At 61.6% G+C, this 23,126-nt stretch carries 15 protein-coding genes; 10 read left to right on the forward strand and 5 right to left on the reverse strand.

Going from position 1 to position 23,126, the window contains the following annotated elements:
• The first annotated feature begins 232 nt into the window (after positions 1–232).
• Complete coding sequence (locus LOY52_RS26785) at positions 233–637, forward strand: acyl-CoA thioesterase (RefSeq protein WP_003229628.1); 405 nt, start codon at positions 233–235, stop codon at positions 635–637.
• A gap of 58 nt (positions 638–695) precedes the next feature.
• Entirely contained in the window at positions 696–1,595 is a 900-nt protein-coding gene (locus LOY52_RS26790) for a D-hexose-6-phosphate mutarotase (protein ID WP_258677363.1), read from the forward strand.
• Between the two features lie 83 nt (positions 1,596–1,678).
• On the opposite strand, the gene LOY52_RS26795 is transcribed toward LOY52_RS26790, so the two are convergent.
• The 5 genes from LOY52_RS26795 to LOY52_RS26815 all read right to left on the reverse strand — a co-directional run bounded on the left by LOY52_RS26795 (position 1,679) and on the right by LOY52_RS26815 (position 5,482).
• Entirely contained in the window at positions 1,679–2,215 is a 537-nt protein-coding gene (locus tag LOY52_RS26795) for a DUF3299 domain-containing protein (protein WP_027610367.1), read from the reverse strand.
• A 102-nt stretch (positions 2,216–2,317) separates the two neighbouring features.
• The gene (locus tag LOY52_RS26800; protein WP_003229635.1) at positions 2,318–2,563 is read right to left on the reverse strand and encodes a GlsB/YeaQ/YmgE family stress response membrane protein; all 246 of its coding nucleotides are present in this window, start codon (positions 2,561–2,563) and stop codon (positions 2,318–2,320) included.
• A 116-nt stretch (positions 2,564–2,679) separates the two neighbouring features.
• Positions 2,680–3,762 (reverse strand): 5-(carboxyamino)imidazole ribonucleotide synthase, encoded by a 1,083-nt coding sequence (locus tag LOY52_RS26805; protein ID WP_047596872.1) that lies wholly within the window; start codon positions 3,760–3,762, stop codon positions 2,680–2,682.
• A gap of 10 nt (positions 3,763–3,772) precedes the next feature.
• Entirely contained in the window at positions 3,773–4,264 is a 492-nt protein-coding gene (gene purE, locus LOY52_RS26810) for a 5-(carboxyamino)imidazole ribonucleotide mutase (protein ID WP_003229641.1), read from the reverse strand.
• A gap of 309 nt (positions 4,265–4,573) precedes the next feature.
• Positions 4,574–5,482, reverse strand: coding sequence for a LysR substrate-binding domain-containing protein (locus LOY52_RS26815; RefSeq protein ID WP_258677365.1), 909 nt, complete (start codon positions 5,480–5,482; stop codon positions 4,574–4,576).
• Positions 5,483–5,662: 180 nt separating this feature from the next.
• On the opposite strand from LOY52_RS26815, the gene aspA reads away from it, so the two are divergent.
• The 8 genes from aspA to LOY52_RS26855 all read left to right on the forward strand — a co-directional run bounded on the left by aspA (position 5,663) and on the right by LOY52_RS26855 (position 23,093).
• Entirely contained in the window at positions 5,663–7,087 is a 1,425-nt protein-coding gene (gene aspA, locus LOY52_RS26820) for an aspartate ammonia-lyase (RefSeq protein ID WP_027610364.1), read from the forward strand.
• 486 nt (positions 7,088–7,573) lie between these two features.
• Positions 7,574–9,019, forward strand: a complete 1,446-nt coding sequence (locus tag LOY52_RS26825) for a sodium:alanine symporter family protein (protein WP_258677368.1) — start codon at positions 7,574–7,576, stop codon at positions 9,017–9,019.
• A 169-nt stretch (positions 9,020–9,188) separates the two neighbouring features.
• Positions 9,189–10,193, forward strand: a complete 1,005-nt coding sequence (locus LOY52_RS26830) for an asparaginase (RefSeq protein ID WP_258677370.1) — start codon at positions 9,189–9,191, stop codon at positions 10,191–10,193.
• A 134-nt stretch (positions 10,194–10,327) separates the two neighbouring features.
• Positions 10,328–14,950 carry a hypothetical protein gene (locus LOY52_RS26835; RefSeq protein ID WP_258677372.1) on the forward strand — a complete coding sequence of 1,541 codons (4,623 nt, stop codon included), beginning with the start codon at positions 10,328–10,330 and terminating at the stop codon, positions 14,948–14,950.
• A 103-nt stretch (positions 14,951–15,053) separates the two neighbouring features.
• Positions 15,054–16,046 carry an AraC family transcriptional regulator gene (locus LOY52_RS26840; protein WP_258677374.1) on the forward strand — a complete coding sequence of 331 codons (993 nt, stop codon included), beginning with the start codon at positions 15,054–15,056 and terminating at the stop codon, positions 16,044–16,046.
• A 211-nt stretch (positions 16,047–16,257) separates the two neighbouring features.
• Complete coding sequence (locus LOY52_RS26845) at positions 16,258–17,283, forward strand: histone deacetylase family protein (protein WP_258677377.1); 1,026 nt, start codon at positions 16,258–16,260, stop codon at positions 17,281–17,283.
• Entirely contained in the window at positions 17,280–18,380 is a 1,101-nt protein-coding gene (locus LOY52_RS26850; RefSeq protein ID WP_258677379.1) for a polyamine ABC transporter substrate-binding protein, read from the forward strand. Before LOY52_RS26845 ends, LOY52_RS26850 begins: the two co-directional genes overlap by 4 nt.
• Before the next feature lie 147 nt (positions 18,381–18,527).
• Positions 18,528–23,093, forward strand: a complete 4,566-nt coding sequence (locus LOY52_RS26855) for a dermonecrotic toxin domain-containing protein (protein WP_258677381.1) — start codon at positions 18,528–18,530, stop codon at positions 23,091–23,093.
• The last annotated feature ends 33 nt before the right edge of the window (positions 23,094–23,126 follow it).

Consider the following 23,126-nt stretch of genomic DNA (forward strand, 5'->3'; position numbering starts at 1 on the left):
GAGTCTACCGACCGATATACTCGCAACCTTGCTCCGGTTTGTAGGGGGTTGCTGTGCGAAAACGTCGTTGGCCCGGCCTTTGAACGGGATCAGCCGGTTTCGCAGAGTTTCCCCTTTAGGCGCCTATGGAAAACGTGACGAACGCAGTATGTTCGGTGCTGAATCGTTTTTCCTGAAGACGGCTACCACCAGCAATACCAACGAAGAGTCACGGGTCAGAGGCACCCCCGGCATGATAGAGCTCGAACAAGAAGATCCGATCCCGCAAGGCGACCTGGCCCTGCAAATTACCGCACTCCCCCGCGAAACCAACGGCTTTGGCGATATCTTCGGCGGCTGGCTGGTGGCGCAGATGGATCTGGCGGGTACCGCAATGGCCAGCCGCGTGGCCGGTGGTCGCGTAGCCACGGTCGCCATCGACCGCATGGCCTTTCTGGTGCCGGTCGCGGTGGGCGCGCAATTGTCCTTTTATACCCAGACCCTGGAAATCGGCCGCAGCTCGATCCAGATGATGGTCGAAGTGTGGAGCGACGATCCGCTGTCCAGCGAGTGGCGTAAAGTGACCGAGGCGGTGTTCGTCTTCGTCGCCATCGACGGCAGCGGTCGCACCCGCTCGGTGCCACCGCGCGCGCGTTAAACATCGCCGCGGTTTTGCGGTCGATAGTCGTCCCAAGTGTCTGATCGAGAGCTGTCCCATGAACACGCCCAACGTTGAAGCGGTGAAACTGGATGAACTGAACTGCTGGCGCATCCGCCACGGTCAGGCCGAAGTGCTGGTGGCCCAGCAAGGCGCGCATATCCTCAGTTACCAGATCGACGGCCAGCCGCCGATCATCTGGCTCAACGACAAGGCTGTGTTCAAGACCGGCAAAAGTATCCGCGCCGGTGTGCCAGTGTGCTGGCCATGGTTCGGCATCTTCGAGCGCAACCCGCAAAGCGTGAAAGCGATGCGCGTCAGCGATGAGCCGGCACAAGCCCACGGCTTTGTCCGGGCGATGGACTGGGAACTGGGCGGTATCGAAGCCGAAGACCATGGCGTCAAGGTGGAATTCCGGCTGCCGTATCCCGAAGGCGGATTCCCGGGCTGGCCGCATCAGGTCGACCTGACCTTGACCCTGCATCTGAATGATCAGCTGAACATCAGCCTGACCAGCCATAACCGGGGTGCCGAAACCGTCAGCCTCAGTCAGGCGCTGCACACCTATTACGCCGTCAGCGATGTGCGCAACGTACACGTCGAAGGTGTTGAGGGGCTGGATTACATCGAAACCCTGGACAACTGGAACACTCACCGCCAGCAAGGCGAACTGCGCTTTGCCGGGGAAACCGACCGCATCTACCTCGACGCTCCGCCGCAACTGAGCATCGTCGACCCGACCTGGGAACGGCGCATCGTACTGAGCGCCAGCGGCTCACGCACCGCGGTGATCTGGAACCCGTGGATCGACCGCGCGGCAGCGCTGACCGACATGGATAACGATGGCTGGCAGCGCATGCTGTGCATCGAGACGGCGAATGTGATGGATGATGTGGTCACGCTGGGCTCGGGTGCGAGCCATACCATGGGCGTCAGCATCGGCAGCAAACCGCTTTAAGATCAAAAGATCGCAGCCTTCGGCAGCTCCTGCATTGGAATGCATTTCCCTGTAGGAGCTGCCGAGGGCTGCGATCTTTTGCTTCAGAGATCGGACTCTTGCACCACCCGCACCTTGTCCGCTTCCAGCGCATACGCCGCATCGGCCAGGTCATTGCTGACTTTCTCGATCTTCAGCGTGCCGGTTACCCATAGCGGCGTGTAGATATCATCCAGCTTCAAACCCTTTGGATAACGCACCAGCACCAGTTGATTCGGCGGCGGTGGCGGTACGTGGATGCACGCGCCAGGGTATGGCACGAGGAAGAACAGCGTGCTGCGGCCCTTGGCGTCGGATTCCAGCGGCACCGGGTAGCCGCCGATGCGGATGTGCTTGTCGTTCATCGACGCCACGGTCTTGGTCGAATACATCACCGCCGGCAGGCCCTTGGCCTGTTTCATCCCGCCCTTCTCGGTGAAGGTGCCAGTAGCTTCCGGGGAGTTGTGGTCGATTTCGGGCATGGCCTCGAGGGCTTTCTGGTCCGACTTGGGCATCAGTTCCAGCCAGTCGGTTTCCGGCAGTTCGCCGGCGTGGGCCAGACCGCTGCCCAGCAAAAGAAGAGTCAACAGAAGACGGCGCATGGAGGTGCTCGGTAAAAGATGCTCGGATAAAGGAAGGACGTTGAATCGCCGAGCATTCTAGCCCTCCCTGCCACGTTGGCAGAGAGGACTTGGTCGCTTGGATCAGTTCTTTTTGATCAGACCGTAGATCACCAGCAGCACGATCGCGCCGACCAGTGCACCGATGAAGCCTGCGCCCTGACCGGCCTGATAGATACCCAGGGCCTGGCCGCCGTAAGTGGCCGCCAGCGAACCGCCGATACCGAGCAGGATGGTCATGATCCAGCCCATGCTGTCATCGCCCGGTTTGAGGAAGCGTGCCAGCAGGCCGACGATCAAGCCGATAAAAATGGTTCCGATAATTCCCATGGCATTTCCCTCTGACTCTGAATGGTAGATAGGCCAAAGCCTAGTCAGACTTTGGCATCCTGCCATGAGAGAACGGCGGCTCCCGAAGGTTCCGCCGCTGCCAGATGAAACTGTGGTTACTCGGCGATCAGCGCTTCGACCTTGACGATCTGCGCCTGCAGCGTGGCCATGTCGGCGCAGCGCAGGTTGGCGTGACCGACCTTGCGCCCGGCCTTGAAGGCTTTGCCGTAGTGGTGCAGATGGCAATCTTCGATGGCGATGACTTTCTCTACCGGCGGAACCACACCAATGAAGTTGAGCATGGCGCTCTCGCCGACCTTGGCGGTCGAACCCAGCGGCAGGCCGGCAACGGCGCGCAGGTGGTTTTCGAACTGGCTGCACTCGGCGCCTTCGGTGGTCCAGTGTCCGGAGTTGTGCACACGCGGGGCGATTTCGTTGGCCTTGAGGCCACCGTCGACTTCAAAGAACTCGAACGCCATCACGCCCACATAGTCGAGCTGCTTGAGCACGCGGCTGGAGTAGTCTTCGGCCAGAGCCTGCAACGGGTGATCGGTGCTGGCGACCGACAGTTTGAGAATGCCGCTGTCGTGGGTGTTGTGCACCAGTGGATAGAACTTGGTTTCACCATCACGGGCACGCACGGCGATCAGCGAGACTTCGCCGGTGAATGGCACGAAGCCTTCCAGCAGGCAGGCAACGCTGCCCAGCTCGGCGAATGTACCGACCACGTCTTCCGGCTTGCGCAGGACTTTCTGGCCCTTGCCGTCGTAACCCAGGGTGCGGGTTTTCAGCACGGCCGGCAGACCGATAGAAGCCACGGCGGCATCCAGGTCGGCTTGCGATTGAATGTCGGCGAAGGCCGGGGTCGGGATGCCCAGGTCCTTGAACATGCTCTTCTCGAACCAGCGGTCGCGAGCGATGCGCAGGGCTTCGGCGCTCGGATAGACCGGCACGAATTGCGAGAGAAACGCCACGGTTTCGGCCGGGACGCTTTCGAACTCAAACGTCACCAGATCGACTTCATCGGCCAGTTGACGCAGGTGATCCTGATCGCCGTAATCGGCCCGCAGGTGTTCGCCCAGTGCAGCCGCGCAAGCGTCCGGCGCAGGGTCGAGGAAAGCGAAGTTCATGCCCAGCGGAGTGCCCGCCAGCGCCAACATGCGGCCCAACTGGCCGCCACCGATTACACCGATCTTCATCTCAACAACCTCAGGCAATACGTGGATCTGGATTGTCCAGGACGCTGTCTGTCTGCTCGGCACGGAAGGTTTTCAGTACCGCGTGGAACTGTGGATGCTTGGCACCAAGGATGCTCGCCGAGAGCAGCGCGGCGTTGATCGCGCCGGCCTTGCCGATGGCCAGGGTGGCAACCGGGATGCCCGCCGGCATCTGCACGATCGACAGCAGCGAATCGACGCCCGAGAGCATCGACGACTGCACCGGAACGCCCAGTACAGGCAGGTGGGTCTTGGCCGCACACATGCCTGGCAGGTGGGCTGCGCCACCGGCACCGGCGATGATCACCTCAATGCCGCGGCCCTCAGCCTCTTCGGCGTACTGGAACAGCAGATCCGGGGTGCGGTGGGCGGAAACCACCTTGACCTCGTACGGGATGCCGAGCTTTTCCAGCATATCGGCGGTGTGGCTAAGGGTGGACCAATCGGACTTGGAGCCCATGATCACGCCAACCAGTGCACTCATCGTCGCGCCTCTTCTCTCTGGGCGCCCGCAGGCGCGTCAAAAACAACAAGCCACGCAGGATTGCGTGGCTTGATTGTACGAAAAATGGCCGGACGTACCGGCCGAAGGCCGCGCAGTATACCGCAAAGAAAGCAATAAACAGCCCCCGAAACGACCATCTGTCAAATCAGCCAAAGGCCCGGTTTTATTGACTTGAAGGTCAGCAGAAAAGATCAAAAGATCGCAGCCTTCGGCAGCTCCTACAGTGCAACGCATTCCAACCTGTAGGAGCTGCCGAAGGCTGCGATCTTTTCCCACAGCCCCCACCACTCAAGAAGCTTGTGCAGCGCCGCCTTCAAGCTTGCGCCAGAGCAACCGCACGTTGGCCTTGCGCACCAGTGCGCAGCGGTACAGGCGAATCTCCAGCGGCACATGCCATTGCTGGCCGCCACAGACCACCAGTTCGCCACGGCCAAGTTCGGCGCGCACGCTCAACTGCGGCACCCAGGCGATGCCGAGTCCTTCCAGCGCCATGCTCTTGAGGCTGTCGGCCATGGCGGTTTCGTAGATCGTGGTGAAGCGCAGCTGACGCTGACGCAGCAAACCATTCACCGAACGCCCGAGAAACGCCCCGGCGCTGTACGCCAGCAGCGGCACGCTGGCCTCACCTTCCAGGTCGAACAGCGGCTTGCCATCGGCATCCGCCGCGCACACCGGAAGCATTTCGGTCTGGCCCAGGTGCAGCGACGGGAAGATTTCCGGGTCCATTTGCATCGCCGCGTCCGGGTCGTAGAACGCCAGCATCAGGTCGCAGCCACCCTCGCGCAGCGCGTGCACCGCGTCGCCGACGTTGGTCGCCACTAATCGCGTCGCGATGTTCAGCCCTTCGTTGCGCAGTTGCGCAATCCAGCGCGGAAAGAAGCCCAACGCCAGCGAGTGCGCCGCCGCGACCTGGATCACCTCGCCCTGCCCGCCTTCCAGGTGATGCAGATGCCGCAGCACTTCGCCGAGCTGTTCGACCACGGTGCGCGCGGTCACCAGAAACAATTGTCCCGCCGCCGTCAGCTCGATCGGCGTGCGCGAGCGGTTGACCAGCGTCAGGCCCAATGCGGCTTCGAGGCTGCGGATCCGCCGACTGAATGCCGGTTGGGTCACAAAGCGCCGTTCGGCCGCCTGCGAGAAGCTGCGAGTGGCGGCCAGGGCACTGAAGTCCTCGAGCCATTTGCTTTCCAGATTCATCACGTCCTCCCGGACACGCACCAAAACAGGTCACACGTCTGCCGCGCACGCGGCGTCACACGGGCATTATGCCGAATGTGCATAGGCCAGTGTTTAACAGCATTGGCCCAAAAAATCCCACAAGCCTAGCATTCGCAGCGTTCCGGCACAGACCGGGTCCATATCGAGATGATTTCTATCATGTCCTCCGCTGCATCTTTCCGCACAGAAAACGACCTGCTTGGCGCCCTCGAAGTACCGGCTCAAGCGTATTACGGCATCCAGACCCTGCGAGCGGTGAACAACTTCCGTCTCTCCGGCGTTCCGATTTCGCATTACCCGAAACTGGTTGTCGGTCTGGCGATGGTCAAACAGGCCGCCGCTGACGCCAACCGTGAGTTGGGTCATCTGAGCGAAGCCAAGCACGCTGCCATCAGCGAAGCCTGTGCCCGATTGATCCGCGGTGATTTCCACGAAGAGTTCGTGGTCGACATGATTCAAGGTGGCGCCGGTACTTCCACCAACATGAACGCCAACGAAGTGATCGCCAACATTGCGCTCGAAGCAATGGGTCACCAGAAAGGCGAGTACCAGTACCTGCACCCGAACGACGACGTCAACATGGCGCAGTCGACCAACGACGCCTACCCGACCGCAATCCGCCTGGGTCTGCTGCTGGGTCACGACGCGCTGCTGGCCAGCCTCGACAGCCTGATTCAGGCCTTCGCGGCCAAGGGCAAAGAGTTCGATCACGTCCTGAAAATGGGCCGTACCCAGCTGCAAGACGCCGTGCCGATGACTTTGGGTCAAGAGTTTCGTGCCTTCGCCACCACCATGGGCGAAGACCTGGCCCGTCTGAAGACGCTGGCCCCGGAACTGCTGACTGAAGTAAACCTGGGCGGCACCGCGATCGGCACCGGCATCAACGCCGACCCGCGCTATCAAGCGCTGGCTGTTCAGCGTCTGGCGCTGATCAGCGGTCAACCGCTGGTACCCGCCGCCGACCTGATCGAAGCCACCTCCGACATGGGCGCCTTCGTGCTGTTCTCCGGCATGCTCAAGCGCACCGCGGTCAAGCTGTCGAAGATCTGCAACGACCTGCGCCTGCTGTCCAGCGGCCCACGCACCGGCATCAACGAGATCAACCTGCCAGCGCGTCAGCCAGGCAGCTCGATCATGCCTGGCAAGGTCAACCCGGTGATTCCGGAAGCCGTCAACCAGGTGGCCTTCCAGGTCATCGGTAATGACCTGGCGCTGACCATGGCAGCCGAAGGCGGCCAACTGCAGCTGAACGTGATGGAGCCGCTGATCGCGTTCAAGATCCTCGACTCGATCCGTCTGCTGCAACGCGCCATGGACATGCTGCGCGAGCACTGCATCGTCGGCATCACCGCCAACGAAGCCCGCTGCCGCGAACTGGTCGAGCACTCGATCGGTCTGGTCACCGCGCTGAACCCGTACATCGGCTACAAAAACGCCACCCGCATCGCCCGTATCGCCCTTGAAAGCGGCCGCGGCGTGCTGGAACTGGTGCGCGAAGAAGGCCTGCTCGACGAGGCCATGCTCGCCGACATCCTGCGCCCGGAAAACATGATTGCCCCGCGTCTGGTTCCGCTCAAAGCCTGAGCCGACGCGTTATTTGTAGCACCGCTCACCAGGTCGAGGGACTAGACACCTCTCACCTTTTGAGGGCTTGGGGATCAGTCCCCAAGCCCTTTTTTTTAACTTCTTTGCGGGCAGGACGTTAAATGTTTTATGTATTTGGTACCGCCAAGATCGCAGCCTTCGGCAGCTCCTACAGGATGGATGTACCCCTGTAGAAGCTGCCGAAGGCTGCGATCTTTTGATTTTGCAGCAACTCTCGTTTCGTCGCTTGCACCACGAGCGTGCAGACGGGCGCCGCACTGATCGGTATAGTGCCGCCCCTCTTCGCGTGAGCGGTCGTCGGTAACGAGGCCATAACCCATGCGAAACCCGAACTAATAACAAACCCGCGAAATGGATCCGGGACGAAACCTTCGCCTCACCTGTCGTGCCGCGCGCAAACCGGTGTAACGCGATGTTTCGGAACATCCAGCATTTGCTTAAACAAAAAACAGCGAGGAAAAATCCATGCTCGAAGTCATCAACGACTTCCTCTCAGGGAAAGTACTGATCGTGCTCATTGTCGGGCTCGGTAGCTACTTCACGATTCGCTCGCGTTTCGTTCAATTGCGCCACTTCTTCCACATGTTCGCGGTATTCCGCGACAGCCTGAAAAGCAGCGGCGGGCAACTCAGCTCGTTCCAGGCCCTGATGCTCAGCCTTGCCGGCCGCGTCGGTGCAGGCAACATCGCCGGTGTCGGCATCGCCGTGACCCTCGGTGGTCCGGGTGCGGTGTTCTGGATGTGGGTGACCGCACTGGTCGGCATGTCCAGCAGCTTCTTCGAATGCACCCTGGCGCAGGTCTACAAGCGCGCCGATGGCGACGGTCTGTACCGTGGCGGCCCGGCCTACTACATCCAGCACGGCCTGAAGTTGAAAGGCATGGCAGTGGTGTTCTCGGTCCTGCTGCTGGTCACCTACGGCTTCGCCTTTATCGGCCTGCAGTCCTACACCGTGACCCACTCGCTGCAAAACGCCTTTGCCTTCGACCCAAGCCACACCGGGATTGTCCTGGCGGTGCTGCTGGCCATCACCTTCATCGGCGGCATCAAGCGCATCGCCGCGGTGTCCGACCTGCTGGTACCGGTCAAGACCCTGGCCTATATCGGCGTGACCCTGTACGTGATCGGCACCCAGATCGAACACGTGCCAGCCATGCTGGAAACCATCTTCAAAAGCGCCTTCGGTCTTGACCCGGCCTTCGGCGGCCTGCTCGGCAGCGCCATCGTCATGGGCGTGAAGCGTGGCGTGTTCGCCAACGAAGCGGGCCTGGGCAGTGCGCCGAACGTCGCCGCCGTGGCCTCGGTGAAACACCCGGGCGCCCAGGGCGTGGTTCAGGCCTTCAGCGTGTTCCTCGACACCTTCGTGATCTGCACCTGCACCGCGCTGCTGATCCTGTTGTCGGGCTTCTACACCCCGGGCTTCGAAGGTGACGGCATCGTCCTGACCCAGAACTCGCTGGCTGCCGTGGTCGGTGACTGGGGCCGCATCTTCGTCAGCGTTGCGCTGTCGTTGTTCGTCTTCACCTGCATCCTCTACAACTACTACCTGGGCGAGAACAGCCTGCAGTTCCTCAGCCGCAACCGCGCCTTGCTGATGGTGTTCCGCGGCCTGGTCCTGGCGCTGGTGGTATGGGGTTCGATGCAGGATCTGTCGACCGTGTTCGCCTTCGCCGACATCACCATGACCTGCCTGGCCTTCGTCAACCTGATGGCCCTGGCCATGCTGTTCAAGGTCGGCATGCGCGTGATGCGCGACTACGACGAGCAGCGCCGTGCGGGCATCAAGCAGCCAGTGTTCGACTCCAGCAAATTTGCCGATCTGGATCTGGACTTGAAGGCCTGGCCGGCCGAGGCGCCAGCCTCCGGCAAGACCGCAGCCGAGCCGCAAGGCGTGCCTGCAGCGCAACGCTGACAGGTGAATGACGGGCGCATCCCCTGCGCCCGTCAGTTACAGTTCGTAAAACTGTGGGAGCGGGCTTGCTCGCGAAAGCGGTGGATCAGGTGACATTCATGTTGCATCTGACGGCCCTTTCGCGAGCAAGCTCGCTCCCACAGGAACTCATCGTTTTCGGAGAATCCCCATGAATTCGTCGACTTTTCCCGCCGCCCAACACGTCATGGTGCTCTACACCGGTGGCACCATCGGCATGCAGGCCAGTGCCAACGGTCTGGCCCCGGCGTCCGGTTTCGAAGCCCGCATGCGCGACTATCTGCACAGCCAGCCTGAACTCGTCGTGCCGCAGTGGCGCTTCCGGGAAATGTCGCCGCTGATCGACAGCGCCAACATGACCCCGGCCTACTGGCAGCAACTGCGCGAAGCGGTGGTCGATGCGGTGGACGTGCAAGGCTGCGACAGTGTGCTGATCCTGCACGGCACCGACACCCTGGCCTACAGCGCTGCGGCGATGAGCTTCCAGTTGCTCGGCCTGCATGCCCGCGTGTGCTTCACCGGCTCGATGCTACCGGCCGGCGTCACCGACAGCGATGCCTGGGAAAACCTCGGTGGCGCGCTGGTTGCTTTGGGCCAGGGTCTGGCACCGGGCGTGCACCTGTACTTCCACGGCGAGCTGCTGGCGCCGACGCGCTGCGCGAAAGTGCGCAGCTTCGGTCGGCATCCGTTCAAGCGCCTGGAGCGCCAGGGCGGCGGTGTAAAAGCGCCGTCGATTCCGGGCGCGCTGAACTACAACCAGCCGAAACAACTGGCCAAGGTTGCCGTGCTGCCGCTGTTCCCCGGCATCGGCGCCGAGGTGGTTGATGGCCTGCTCGCCAGCGGCATCCGGGGTCTGGTGCTGGAATGCTACGGCAGCGGCACCGGGCCGAGCGACAATCCCGAGTTCCTCGCCAGCCTTGGCCGCGCGCGGGACAACGGTGTGGTGGTGGTCGCGGTCACGCAGTGCCATGAAGGCGGTGTCGAGCTGGATGTGTATGAAGCCGGCAGCCGTCTGCGCGGCGTCGGCGTGCTGTCCGGTGGCGGCATGACACGCGAGGCGGCGTTCGGCAAACTGCACGGATTGCTCGGTGCCGGCCTGGACAACACCGAAGTGCGACGTCTGATCGAACTCGACCTGTGTGGTGAATTGCGCTGAGCCTGGTCCGGCACCGGCGATAATCCGACGCCCTACATATCTACCACCCACGCTGGATAGTGCCTCCCTAGCATGGAGCGACCCCGAGACTTGTCCTCGGGATCGCCTCCATCACCAGAACGCAGGGACGCACGATGAGTTCAGCAACCACAAGCTCCACCCGGCAGACGGCTGCCGGCACCAATCCCACCGAAGCCCTGATCACTCAATTGAGTGTCGGCCCCGACTTGCGCGACGTGGCCGCCGTGCTGTTGCGCGAACATTTGCGCAAGCTGTACCCCACACTTGATCTGGAGCCGAGCATTACCATGATCGGCACGCCGCAATGGTCCATCGTCGACGAACAGATCGTTGCCGGAAATCCGACCTACCAGGCCTTGACCGAAATCCTCGCCAACCAGGTCGTGCAGGGCACGCCGACGCTGTATATCGAAGGTGAACACTTTCTGACGCAACAACCGATCAGCGAGCCGGCCGTCCACCTCCCGGTACGGATCGACGAAATTGCCAGCCTGCTTAACCTGCTGGCACCGGTCATGCTCACTGCGTTTCAGGAGCAACAGCTGGCGTACTGGAACAGCGCCGACGACAGCGCCGGCCCGCGTTGGCATGCGCTGTCGGACACCCTGCGCGAGGTCTGGAACGTCGATCAGGTGCAGGGCTGGAGCGAGAGTGACTGCGCAATGGCCCGCGCGCTGTATCGCACTGCGGATCTGGCCAGCAGAACAATCGATGATCCCTACCAGAGCAGCGCCTGCCTGATCGCCATTGACCTGGTCGATGACGGGACCGTGAAGCACTTGAACGAAGTATCGATGGCGGTGCTGATCGGCACACAGCAGGGGAAAACGGTGATCCTCGCCCACTCGCTGCTCAAGGGCTATCAGAAGTTCGACTCTCTTGATGAACTGGGCAAATCCTTGCCCGAGCATGTCAGCAACCTCCAGCCATACCAGCAACTGAAATGGCGCTTACTGGAGCCCTCGGGCAGCATCTTCGATTATCAGGCCTGCGCACTGGTCTCGATTCAGATCGATGTGATCGGCGCACTGGATTTTTCTCCTGCCACACCTGCGCCACTCGACAAGCCATTGTCCACGGCCACCCCGCAAGTCGACGCAAAGGTGAAAAAGCCCGGCCCGCCATTGAGCTGGTTCCAGGATGCCCTGCCTGACTGGCTCAGCGCTGCATCACTGCCGGATCTGAACAACTATTCCCGGCACTTGAAGGATCTGGCTGCGCTGCACAGCCAGAACACCGGCAAGTCCTATCTGGATGGCATCCTGCCAATCAGCAAATACGCGCTGAGCGAAATGAACATCCTGCATGCCGAGACCCTTCGCGAGCACGCCGCAACACAGCGTACCGACCTGGAAACAGCCCTGGAGTCGATCCAGTTGCGGGTCAAAAGTCCGGTGATCTGGGGCACCTTTACTGTTCCGGGAAAAATCGAGACTTACAATTTCAGCGTCACCGATCTGGCCTTGCAGAATCTGATTGCAGTGCCGGTAGGCAACAAGACCCTGCACTCCACCCGTGGCAAGCCATTGCCGACATGGCTGACCGTAAGCTATCTGGAAGGCCTGGTAATCCGCGCGGATATCGGTACAACCTACCCGGCGCTGATCAAGCGTCAGTTGGTCGACACCACGCCAGCATCCGCCGAGCGACAGGCACTGTTCACTCAGCACTTGCGCATCCAGTTGCCGCTGCTGGCCCTGCAATCGAAAATTCGCGGCAAGGCCGGTATCGACGCGCGCGGTTACCGCTATGTCGTCGCAGTGCTGGACCCCGACCGCACCCAGCGCATGGTTGAGGACCAGACCATCGTCATGCGGCCTCTGGCTTTCGTTCCTCAACGCAGAACAGACGGCAGCCATGACGAAGTCGCCAACATGTTCGTGATCGGTCCTGAAGACCCGAGCGCCGGGCCGTGCCTGCTGTATCGACCGATGCTCGACCAGCCGTTGACCCAATACCCTTCCCCCAGCAACTTGCTGTACGCCATCCAGCAATCCGCCAGCCTGCGTGACTCGGTGCTCGCCTGGCTGCCGGACCGCGTGCGCAGCGACTACGCCAACTATGTGTTTCCAGGCACGTTGCCCTCGCCATGGGCCGTCACCGAGTTTCTGGTGGATGCGGAAAAAATGAGGGTCATGAGCGGGCCGATCAGCCTCGGTAGAAAGACCGTGGAGGGCGATCTGCCAGGCGCTCTGTTCAAAGCCAATGCGTCGGCGCTGGTCGAGCTGGCCGACCGCCAGTCAGTGTCAAATGCGGAAAGTCGCTGGGCCAGTTTCAAACGGGCCGGATGGACCCTGTTCAATGCCGTCTTGCCGTTCCTCGGGCGCACGGTGGGTGTCGCGACGTGGATCTGGCAGGTGATGGAGCAACTGCAAGCCCTGAAGGAAGCCCGGGAGCAAGAGGACTCTTCCGCGCAATGGTCAGCGTTCACCGAGGTGCTGCTCAATCTGGGGATGGCAATCACGTTGCACATCGCAGGCCGCTCCCGACCACGACTGGCCCATGAGACAGCGACACGCGAAACACCGAAAAGCCCTGACCCCACGCCCCCCGAAATCACCGTGCAACAACTCGAAAAAAGTGCTTCCCATGAAACCGCTGACCTGCAGCAAACCCTGAATATCAGTGGCGCCGCGAACCGCACGCCCGCAAGTCTGGGCACCGTGCTGTCCCACTTCAAAACCCTTCGCCCGCAACGACTGGGTAGCGCCAACACCAAACCAGGGCTCTATCGCAATCTCTACAGCTACAACAGCAAATGGTACGCCCCGGTGGGCCGCGACTGGTTCGAGGTCGCGGTGGACGAAAACGGCACGGTCATGATCATCGATCCGCAGGATCCAGCCCATACCGGCCCAGCCCTGATCGGCAATCTGCGTGGCGAATGGTTCGTTGATACCCGACTGCGCCTGCGCGGTGGCGGCTCGACCGGACTGACGCAGCTGGCTGAAGCACAACGCCGCGTCGAAGCGGAAAAACTGCGCACCCGCCTGAGCGCCTTCGAAAGCCGTAAAGTGGCAGCACAAGGCGAGCTGGAACAGGTCCGCCAGGCAATGAATGCTGCCACCGCTCAGACCGCTGCGGCCCACCGCCAGCTCTTTCTCCAGTCTCTGGACAGGCAACGCGTCGCTTATGCCCAGGCGCTGAGCGATCTCAAGGCGTTGCATGTATTCTCGCCAACGGCTGACTACCAACAGAGATCCCTGGGCTATCTCAAGGCACAGCTCGAACTGATCCATGCGGGGATTCGCGAAGCGCTGACCCTGTTCACACCGACATTGCGCAGCGTGCTCAATCATCTCGAAGACCAGGCTGAACAGCCCCAGAACCGGCATATTGCCGAAACGCGGCAGATGCTTGAGCTCAATCTGGACATGATCACGCGTCTGGAGCAGATCCAGGCACAACTGGTGCAACTCAAAGAGTTCGAGAGAGACGGCTTGCGCTTGATTCAACTGACCCGCAAGGCACTTCCGGCGTACTCGATCGACGATCTCAAGGCACTGCAGGTGACACTGGCGCGCAATGTCTGCCTGCCCGAACATTCGGTGGCGACCGCCGCGGACGCCTGGCTCAGTCTCGACCAGATTGTCGATACCGCCGATATCGCCGTTCAAGCGCTGCGCGACACCCTTGAAGAGCGCAGCGTTTCCCGGCTCGACGAACGCATCGACTGCCTCAACGATCTGATCGAACAATTCAACGTACTCGACGAGCGCCTGGCAGACTTCAAGTCTGCGTTCGCTGAAAGTGTGCAAGAGGCGCAGTTGACAAACCTTCGCCAACAGCTCGAGCAATTCAACCGCAGCGCCCGCCACAACCTGGTGCTGTTGCTCGAAGAACGCGACACCCTGCGCAGCCGCCCGGCGCCTCTCGTGCAACCGCCAAGGCCGAAAAAGAAGTTCATCCGCACCCGCTACAACGGCGTGCTGATCGGCGAGCCGCGCCTGACGGCACAGGGCCTGGAAACCGACCTGGTCGACATCAAGTCACCGCTCACGGACAAGGTCATCTCGACCTTTCATCAAAAAACCCCCGGGGTGTGGGTCGAGCGTGTCGGCAATGCCTTGCCGACGCCGACGCCAGCGCTCGAAATCAGCCTGAACAAGGGGCAGAACCTGCTCGACGGCCTGCCGGTGTTCACCCTGCGCATGAACGAACTCATGAAGCAGGCCGGGCGCTCGCCGGTCGGTATCGAGTACCTGTTTCACCAGCACGCCCTGCAACTGGAACACGTCAGCGCGGCCATCGAACAGGCTCTGACCGACAGTAACGCCACCGAGAGCGGTCAACGTTCGGCTGCGGTGCTGAACAAGGCACTGAGCGATGCAGTCGACAGCCTTTATCAGCAGGCCAAAACCGCCATGTCGGGGATGACCAGGGCACAGTCACCCACGCCATCGGGTGTCGCCTGGCTCCAGGCCAACGACGCCATCCGTATTGCAAAAACTGTCAGTCGACGCCGCCTGACGGGCGGCAAGGCACTCTACCTGGACGAATACAGCATCACTGACCAGACCACGCGCAAGGTGCTGTGGTACGCGCACTTTCTGTACTCCACCTCATGGGTGCCGGACAAGGCCTTTCTCTCTGCACGTCTGAAAACCCCCGCGGAGCGGCAACTGGGATCCGATGCCGACAGCACTCGCGGGTTGAGCCGGGCCGAGCGGCTGGCGTACTACCGCAGCATGATCGGCGTGGAGCAGGCCCGACAGCTGTTTTTCAGCGCGAGCTAAGGCATACACCGATGACCGTGCACGACGTCACTCCTGCCCGCGGGCGTCGTGCACGGCACGCTACTTGCTGCCTCTTTTGCCAAAATCCAGCGGATGCCGCCTCATGCTCCACTCCCACCTCACGACGCTCAATGCCGTCTCACTGGTGCTCAACACCTTCAAGACCGAAGGCCTGTCGAGCGATGCGCTGCTAGCCGGCAGCGGCATCAGTGCGGCGGATCTGGCCCGTGCCGACACGCGCATCACCACCAATCAGGAAATGCAGGTCTGCGCCAATGCGGTCGCGCTCAAGCATGACATTGGCCTGGAACTGGGCCGGCGGATGCACGTTTCCTGCTACGGCATCCTCGGTTACGCCCTGCTCACCAGTGCCACCTTAGGTGACGCTTTGCGCCTGGCGATACGCTATCCGGCGCTGCTGGGAACACTTTTCGAACTGAGTCTGGAAGACGATGACGAGCGAGTCTGGTTTGTCGCTGCCGATTACCGCGAGAGCCCGGAGATGGCGGTGTTCAACGCGGAATTCTGCCTGGTGTCATTGAAGGTCATCTGCGACGACCTGCTCGGGCATCCGCTGCCATTGCTGGCGACACGCTTTGAACATGCCGCGCCGGATTATCGCGACAGCTACGCTGAGCACTTCGCCAGCCCGCTGCACTTCGCCGCCAAGGACAACGCCTTCGCCTTCGACCGGCGCTGGCTCGATCAGCCGTTGCCATTGGCCGACAGCATCACCCACCAGGCCATGGCCGAACGCTGCCGCAAACAGAACATCGAGTTCACCGGACGCCAGGCGTGGCTTGGGCGAATTCGCCAATTGCTCAGTGCCCAGCTCAATGCGGCACCGGGGCTGGAGGGACTGGCCCAGCAGATGAAGTGCTCGCCGCGCACCTTGCGCCGGCACCTGAAGGACATGGGCAGCAGCTATCAGGAACTGCTCGACGAACTGCGCTTCGAGCGGGCCAAGCAGATGCTGTGTGAGGATCAGTTGCCGATCTACCGCATCGCCGAGACCCTGGGCTTCAGCGAGACCGCGAGTTTCCGCCATGCGTTCGTGCGCTGGAGCGGCGTGGCGCCGAGTCAGTTCAGACCCTGAAGATCAAAAGATCGCAGCCTTCGGCAGCTCCTACGCCGATCTGTGTAGGAGCTGCCGAAGGCTGCGATGTTTTGATCTGCTGGAAAGGGGCGAATTGCGGTCAGAGTTTTTGGCCATATCGATCCCCTTTTGGCCTTTCCTGCCGTTCTCCGATTCGCCGCGCGCCGCAACACTGGGGGCAACCGAATCAGCCCCCTGCGGAGAACAACAAATGCTGACGATCTACTCGGACGATCACCACCTGCACCACGGCCGCTGCGAACTCATCGACGGCCAGCTCAAGCCGTGTTTCGAAATGCCGTCGCGCGCCGACCACGTGCTGCAACGGGTACAGCACCAGAACCTCGGCCCGGTGGAAGCACCGAAGGATTTTGGCCTCGAACCGATCGCGCGCATCCACAGCCGCGATTACCTCGACTTCTTCAAAGGTGCGTGGGCACGCTGGACCGAATTCAACACCGACGGCGACTTGCTGCCCTACACCTGGCCGGCGCGCACCTTGCGTCAGGTCAAACCGACCAGCCTGCACGGCCAGCTCGGCTATTACAGCTTCGACGGCGGCGCGCCGATCACCGCCGGCACCTGGCAAGCGGCGTACAGCGCGGCGCAAGTGGCGCTGACTGCGCAGGCCGAAATCCAGCGCGGTGCGCGCGGTGCCTTCGCCCTGTGCCGTCCACCGGGACACCACGCCGCCGGCGATTTGATGGGCGGTTATTGCTACCTCAACAACGCCGCCATCGCTGCGCAGGCGTTCCTCGATCAGGGCCACAAGAAGGTCGCGATCCTCGACGTCGATTACCACCACGGTAACGGCACCCAGTCGATTTTCTACGAGCGCAGGGACGTGCTGTTCACCTCGATCCACGGCCACCCGGAAGCCGAGTTTCCGTTCTTCCTCGGCTATGACGATGAACGCGGTGAAGGTGCCGGTGAAGGCTTCAACTTCAACTATCCGCTGCCGGCCGGTTCCGGCTGGGAGGTGTGGAGCGCGGCGCTGGAACAGGCCTGCAACGAGATCGACAGCTACGGTGCCGACATCATCGTCGTGTCGTTGGGCGTCGACACCTTCAAGGACGATCCGATCTCGCAGTTCAAGCTCGACAGCCCGGACTACCTGGCCATGGGCAAACGCATCGCCGCCCTCGGCAAACCGACCTTGTTCGTCATGGAGGGTGGCTACGCGGTGGAAGAAATCGGCATCAACGCGGTGAACGTGCTCGAAGGTTTCGAACAATGAACCGACTCAAGCACTGCATGGCGCCAGCCCTGTGCGCGGCGCTGCTCAGCGTCGGCGCCCACGCCGAAGAACGCACCCTGCGCGTCTACAACTGGTTCGACTACATCACGCCCAAGGCGCTGGAAGACTTCAAGGCACAGAACACCCAGACCAGACTGGTCTACGACATCTTCGACACCAACGAAGCGCTGGAAGCCAAGCTGCTGACCGGCAACTCCGGCTATGACGTGGTGGTGCCGTCCAACGTGTTCCTCGCCAAGCAGATCGAGGCCGGGGTGTTCCAGCCGCTGGATCGCAGCAAGCTGCCGAACTGGAATCACCTCGATCCGAAACTGATGAAGCTGATCGAAGCCAACGACCCGGGCAACAAATTCGCCGTGCCGTACATGTATGGCACGATCCTGATCGGTTTCAACCCGGCCAAGGTCAAGGCCGCACTGGGCGATAACGCGCCGGTGGACAGCTGGGACCTGATCTTCAAGGAGGACAACCTCAGCAAGCTCAAGCAGTGCGGCGTCGCCCTCCTAGACTCGCCGTCGGAGATCCTGCCGCTGGCGCTGCAGCACCTGGGTCTGGACCCCAACAGCAAAAGCCCGGCGGACTATGCGAAAGCTGAAGCGCTGCTGATGAAGATCCGGCCGTACATCACCTACTTCCACTCCTCCAAATACATGGCCGATATCGCCAACGGTGACATCTGCGTCGCGGTCGGTTATTCCGGCAGCTTCTCGCAAGCGGCCAACCGCGCCAAAGAGGCGAAGAACGGTGTGGTGGTCGACATGCGTCTGCCCAAGGAAGGCGCACCGATCTGGTTCGACATGCTCGCCATTCCCAAGGGCGCGAAGAACACCGAGGACGCCTACACCTTCATCAACTACCTGCTGCAACCGGCGGTGATCGCGCCGGTCAGTGACTTCGTCGGGTATCCGAACCCGAACAAGGACGCCACGCAACGGGTCGATCCGGCGATCCGCAACAACCCCAACCTGTACCCGACCGATGCGGCGATGGGCACGCTTTACACCCTGCAACCGTTGCCGCGGGATGCCGAGCGGGCACGCACCCGGGCCTGGACCAAGATCAAGTCTGGTACCTGAGCCGACGCTGACGACAAGACCCGCCGCCGTACGGGTCTTTTTTTGCCTGCGATATCTATCTACCACCCGAGGCCAGCGACCCAGTCCTACCTTGGCTGCATCCGGCCCTGCGCCCGCAGGCCGCCCACGTCAGACAAGGATATGGTCATGCCCGAAAGTACCGCGCCCAGCGCTGTCGACATACTCACCCAACTGGTGAGTGGCCCCTCCCTCACCGAAGTCGCTTCCAATGCCTTGAAGCCCGCTCTTACGCGGCTGTACCCACAGCAAGCGATCGACCCGGCACGGGTCGTGATCGGTACGCCGACCTGGGTGATCAAAAAACAACGGATCGAGGTCGGCCCTTGCCAGTTCGAATCGCTGACCGATGTCCTGGTCAGGCTGGCCCTGTCCGGTACAACGGTCGCGTTCATCGATGGCGAACACTTCCTCACCGAACAACCCGGCGTCGAGACTGCAATCCAGCTGCCGGTAAAAATGGAAACCGTGGGCGCGCTGCTCAACGAGCTTGCCCCCTTGCTGTTCAAATCTCTGCAGGAACAACAGATCGATTACTGGAACGAAACCGTCAGCCCCGCCGTACCCCGCTGGCACCAGCTGTCGCACACCTTGCAGCAGGTGTGGAATGTCAGCGCTGACAACGGCTGGGATGCGGATCAACGGGCAATGGCCCGCGCCGTGTTCAACCAGCCGGACAAAACCCTGCGCTTGCCTTCCGACACCTACCAGACCCGCGCCTGCCTGATTGATCTTGATCTGGATACAGGCAACCAGCGCAGCCACCTGAGCATCCTCGACACCGCCGTGCTGGTCGGCACCGTCGGTGAACGCACGCTGATCCTCAGCCACTCGATCACTCAGGGTTTCCAGCGCTTCAACAGCTTCGAGGAACTGCAAAAGTCGCTGCACTGGCCGGTCGAGAAAGGTGTCGACGAAATCGACATCCAGTGGCGATTGTTCGAACCGCCGGGCAACTTTTTCGATCAGCAAGCCTGCGCGATGATTGCGCTGGAAGCCCAGGCGATTGGCGATATCGATTTTTTCCGGCGACCTGCCGACGCCTTGTTTCTCCCGCGCCATGGCGCGCCCGGCGATCCCGTCACTGGCGCGCAGCAAGCCCCTGCGCGGTTCACCGTTACCCAGCATTCATTACCGCAATGGCTCGATAACGCAGCACCCGCCGACCAGACCCGTTACAGCCGTCACTTGCTGGACCTGGTCGCCATACAACAGCAGAACGAGGGGAACACCTTTCAAAAAGAGCTACCCGGCATCCAGGCCTTCACGCTGGGCAAACTGGACAGCGCCATCCGCCAGACCCCGGCGCAGCAGTTCAGGTTGCAGGACGTGGAAATCACCGTCACCAGCGTGGTGGTCTGGGGCACGTTCGTTCCGCCCGAACAAGAGCAGACCGTGACCCTGTCACTGGTCGAGCTGGCCTTGCAGAATCTGGCCGGTTTGCCGTTGGGCAACATTGCGGTGCGCTACCGCGAGGGTGCGAGCGCAGTACCGGCATGGATGACCTCGACCTATCTGGAAGGTCTGGTGACCACGGTCAATATCGGCAAGACCTACCCGGATGAGCTTAAAAGCAGGCTGCTCGATGACCCGTCCCGCGCTTCCCGCCTGCGACAACTCTACAGCCGCCAATTGCCCGTCGAGCTGCCGCTGCTGGCGCTGCAGTACAAAATCCGCGGTCAGGCCGGGTTCGATGAGCTGGGCTATCGGTATGTCCTTGCAGCCTTGGCCAGCGCGCCGGTGGACAGGCGCGTCGACGGTCAGGACATCGTGATTCGCCCGCTGGGGTTCGTCACTGGCGGGCAGACCGACGAAGTGCTCAACATGTTCGTGATCGGCCCGCGCGACATGAGCAAGGGTCCCTGTCTGCTCTACCGGCCACTGCTCGACGCACCACTGCTGCAATTCCCGTCAACCGCGAACTTGCTGTATGCGATCCGCCATTCGCGCACGCTGCGCCAGTCGGTACTCGCCTGGCTACCGGACCGGGTGCGTTTCAATTACTCGCAATATGTCTTTCCCGGTGCGCTGCCTTCGGTATGGACGATACCGCAGCTACTGGTCGACCCGACGTCGGCACCGGACACGAGCGCTACCCTGACGCTGGGCAGCCGGGTCATCGAGCAGGAGGTGCTGGCGACCCTGTACAAGGCCAATGCCGACGCACTGATTGCGCAGGCTGATCGCAGCTCTGTGTCCAATGCTGAAGCGCGCTGGGCCACGCTCAAACGTGGCGGATGGGCATTGTTCAATGCCGCACTGCCGTTTCTCGGACGCGGTGTCGGCACTGCGGCGTGGATCTGGCAGATCATGGATGACCTGCAAGAGGTCAGCGACGTTCAAGAACAACAGCAGGCACTGGACTGGACTGCACTGACCGACCTCCTGCTGTCGCTGGGCATGGTGCTCGCCCACCGTGCGGCCACGCGCATAAAACCGCAACGCAATGCCTCCACGGTCGCCCAGCCAACCCGAGAAGTCGGCAAGCCGCTCAAGCCAGGCGCCATTCGTGTCGCGCGGTTACCCGATATCGTCGGGCATGAACTGCCGGACCATCACACGCCGGCGCTGCACACCCAGGGCGCATTGTCGGCCGGCTCTCCTTCAAGCCTGGGCCTGCTGCTCGACAGCCTCAAGGTCAGCCAACCCGAGGGCCTGGGCCCGGCAGCTGCCGACGGCGCGTACCGTCATCTGCGCACGGCGGGGGAAAAATGGTATGCCGAGGTCGGCGCGCGCTGGTTCGAAGTCGTGCTCAACGACAATGACGACGTGCAGATCATCGATACCCGTCAGCAACCGCCACGCCGCGGGCCGTTGCTGATCGCCAACGCGCGGGGACAGTGGTTTGTCGATCTGCGCTTGCGCCTGCGCGGCGGTGGGCTGAAAAGCCGGCGCAAACAGTTGCAGCAACAGAACGCCGAACTGCTACGCCAGAAAAAGCAGGAAATTGCGGCATTCGACGCCGGGCTGGCAGACAAACGCAGCCCGTTGGTCACGGTACGCCGCGCCATGCTGGAAGCCCCCCCTGAAACTGCTGCAAGCGCCCGGCAGCAGTTTCTCGATACGCTCGACTCACAGATCAAGGCGTACACCGTCCAGATCGATAGCCTGAAGGCCCTGAACATCCTCGAAGCGGTGCCCAACTACCGCGCCGCGATGCTCGACCGGATCTCCCTGCAACTGTTCCTCATGCAGTCCTGGATCGACGAAACCTACTCGGCATTTCGCCAAAGCCTGGAAGTGACCCTGGTTCTGCTCGATGCGCCGGGCAATGAAACGGATACCGCGCGTTCGGAACCCTTCGAGAAAATGTCCGACCTGACCCGGGGGATCATCGACAAGATCGAATTCGCCCACACCCGCTTTGCCGAACTGAGCCTGCTGGGCAAAGAAGCCGTCGAGGTGACTCGCCAGTACAAGGCCCGGCTGCCATCGTTCTCGCTGGAGGACCTGAAGCTACTGCAAATCACCCTTGGCCAGGAGCTGTGCCTCAATGAACAAGCGGGGGAATTTCGCGAAGGCGCCCACGGCGCGCTGGAAACCCTGATTGAAGACGCATCACTGAACATTCAGAGCGCTCTGGATCTGAGCGCCGAACAGGGTCTGGAGCAACTCGGCGAGCGCGTCGAGGCGATGAATAATCTGGTGGAACAATTCGACGTCATCGACCAGCGATTCGTCGACCTCGTCGCCGAGTATCCGCAGCACCTGAATACCGAGCGTCTTGAAAGCGTGAAGCGCCACGTTGCCGAATTCCATCAGGACGCGGTGCAACATTTGTCGACCCTGCTACGCGAGCAGCGCCTGGTGGAACCGGTCGCCGGGCCGTCCAGGTCACCGGTCACACCGGCGCGCAAAATCATCAAGACCCGTTACAAGGGCACACTGGTCGGGCAACCCCGTCGCAGTACCGGCGGACAGGACGGTGACCTGGTGGATGTGGTCGCCCCGTTGACCGGAAAAGTGATTGCCACCTTTCACGAGAAATCCCCGGGCAACTGGGTGGAACGGGTGCCGGCCAGACCTTCAGTATCACCACGCCCGGGCCCCGACCTGCCGAAAAGCACTCAGGCCGCGCAGGTGTTGCTCGATGGTCTGGCAGACTTCAGAAAACGCACTCAGGCGCACATTGCCCGGGCGCAACGCAATCCGACAGAGATCGAGGAAACCTATTACATACATGCCACGCGCCTGCGCGAAGCCATGGAAAAAATCGATCAGGCATTGACCGCCGGCAATCAAACCGACGGCAAAACGTCCACGGCTACCAGCCTGCGTCAGCAACTCGAAAACGAAGCCACTGCCCTTTATGCCGAAGGTCGCGCCGCCAGAATCGACATCACCAAACAGCAGCCGCCCACCGCTGCACGGGTCCAATGGCTGTTCACCAAAGGCGAAGTGACGATCAGTAAAACCACCGAGCGCCGCCGACTCAAAGGCCCGCGCAAGGATTACCTGCTGGAGTACCCGATACTCGATCGCAAGACCGGAAAAGCCCTGTGGTACGCACATTTTCACTACACCAACCCGGCGGATCCGTTGCCATCCTTCACTGCCGCGCATCTGAAAACCCTTGAACAACGGCGCCTGGGCGGCGCCTTCGTCGAGCGCGAGAATCGCAGTAACCAGGAGTTGATCGCGATCCATCGCAGCAGCATCAGCCGCTCACAGGCTGAAGCGCTGTTCTTCTCCTGATCGCAAGTTTTTCAACGCAAGCCCGCCACGCGC

The sequence above is a fragment of the Pseudomonas sp. B21-051 genome, from assembly GCF_024748795.1.
In the GTDB taxonomy this organism is placed as follows: domain Bacteria; phylum Pseudomonadota; class Gammaproteobacteria; order Pseudomonadales; family Pseudomonadaceae; genus Aquipseudomonas; species Aquipseudomonas putida_A.

Bases quoted from the DNA above. Each gene is read 5' to 3' on its own strand.
- LOY52_RS26785 (WP_003229628.1), top strand. From the start codon at position 233: ATGATAGAGCTCGAACAAGAAGATCCGATCCCGCAAGGCGACCTGGCC.
- LOY52_RS26790 (WP_258677363.1), top strand. From the start codon at position 696: ATGAACACGCCCAACGTTGAAGCGGTGAAACTGGATGAACTGAACTGC.
- LOY52_RS26795 (WP_027610367.1), bottom strand. From the start codon at position 2,215: ATGCGCCGTCTTCTGTTGACTCTTCTTTTGCTGGGCAGCGGTCTGGCC.
- LOY52_RS26800 (WP_003229635.1), bottom strand. From the start codon at position 2,563: ATGGGAATTATCGGAACCATTTTTATCGGCTTGATCGTCGGCCTGCTG.
- LOY52_RS26805 (WP_047596872.1), bottom strand. From the start codon at position 3,762: ATGAAGATCGGTGTAATCGGTGGCGGCCAGTTGGGCCGCATGTTGGCG.
- purE (WP_003229641.1), bottom strand. From the start codon at position 4,264: ATGAGTGCACTGGTTGGCGTGATCATGGGCTCCAAGTCCGATTGGTCC.
- LOY52_RS26815 (WP_258677365.1), bottom strand. From the start codon at position 5,482: ATGAATCTGGAAAGCAAATGGCTCGAGGACTTCAGTGCCCTGGCCGCC.
- aspA (WP_027610364.1), top strand. From the start codon at position 5,663: ATGTCCTCCGCTGCATCTTTCCGCACAGAAAACGACCTGCTTGGCGCC.
- LOY52_RS26825 (WP_258677368.1), top strand. From the start codon at position 7,574: ATGCTCGAAGTCATCAACGACTTCCTCTCAGGGAAAGTACTGATCGTG.
- LOY52_RS26830 (WP_258677370.1), top strand. From the start codon at position 9,189: ATGAATTCGTCGACTTTTCCCGCCGCCCAACACGTCATGGTGCTCTAC.
- LOY52_RS26835 (WP_258677372.1), top strand. From the start codon at position 10,328: ATGAGTTCAGCAACCACAAGCTCCACCCGGCAGACGGCTGCCGGCACC.
- LOY52_RS26840 (WP_258677374.1), top strand. From the start codon at position 15,054: ATGCTCCACTCCCACCTCACGACGCTCAATGCCGTCTCACTGGTGCTC.
- LOY52_RS26845 (WP_258677377.1), top strand. From the start codon at position 16,258: ATGCTGACGATCTACTCGGACGATCACCACCTGCACCACGGCCGCTGC.
- LOY52_RS26850 (WP_258677379.1), top strand. From the start codon at position 17,280: ATGAACCGACTCAAGCACTGCATGGCGCCAGCCCTGTGCGCGGCGCTG.
- LOY52_RS26855 (WP_258677381.1), top strand. From the start codon at position 18,528: ATGCCCGAAAGTACCGCGCCCAGCGCTGTCGACATACTCACCCAACTG.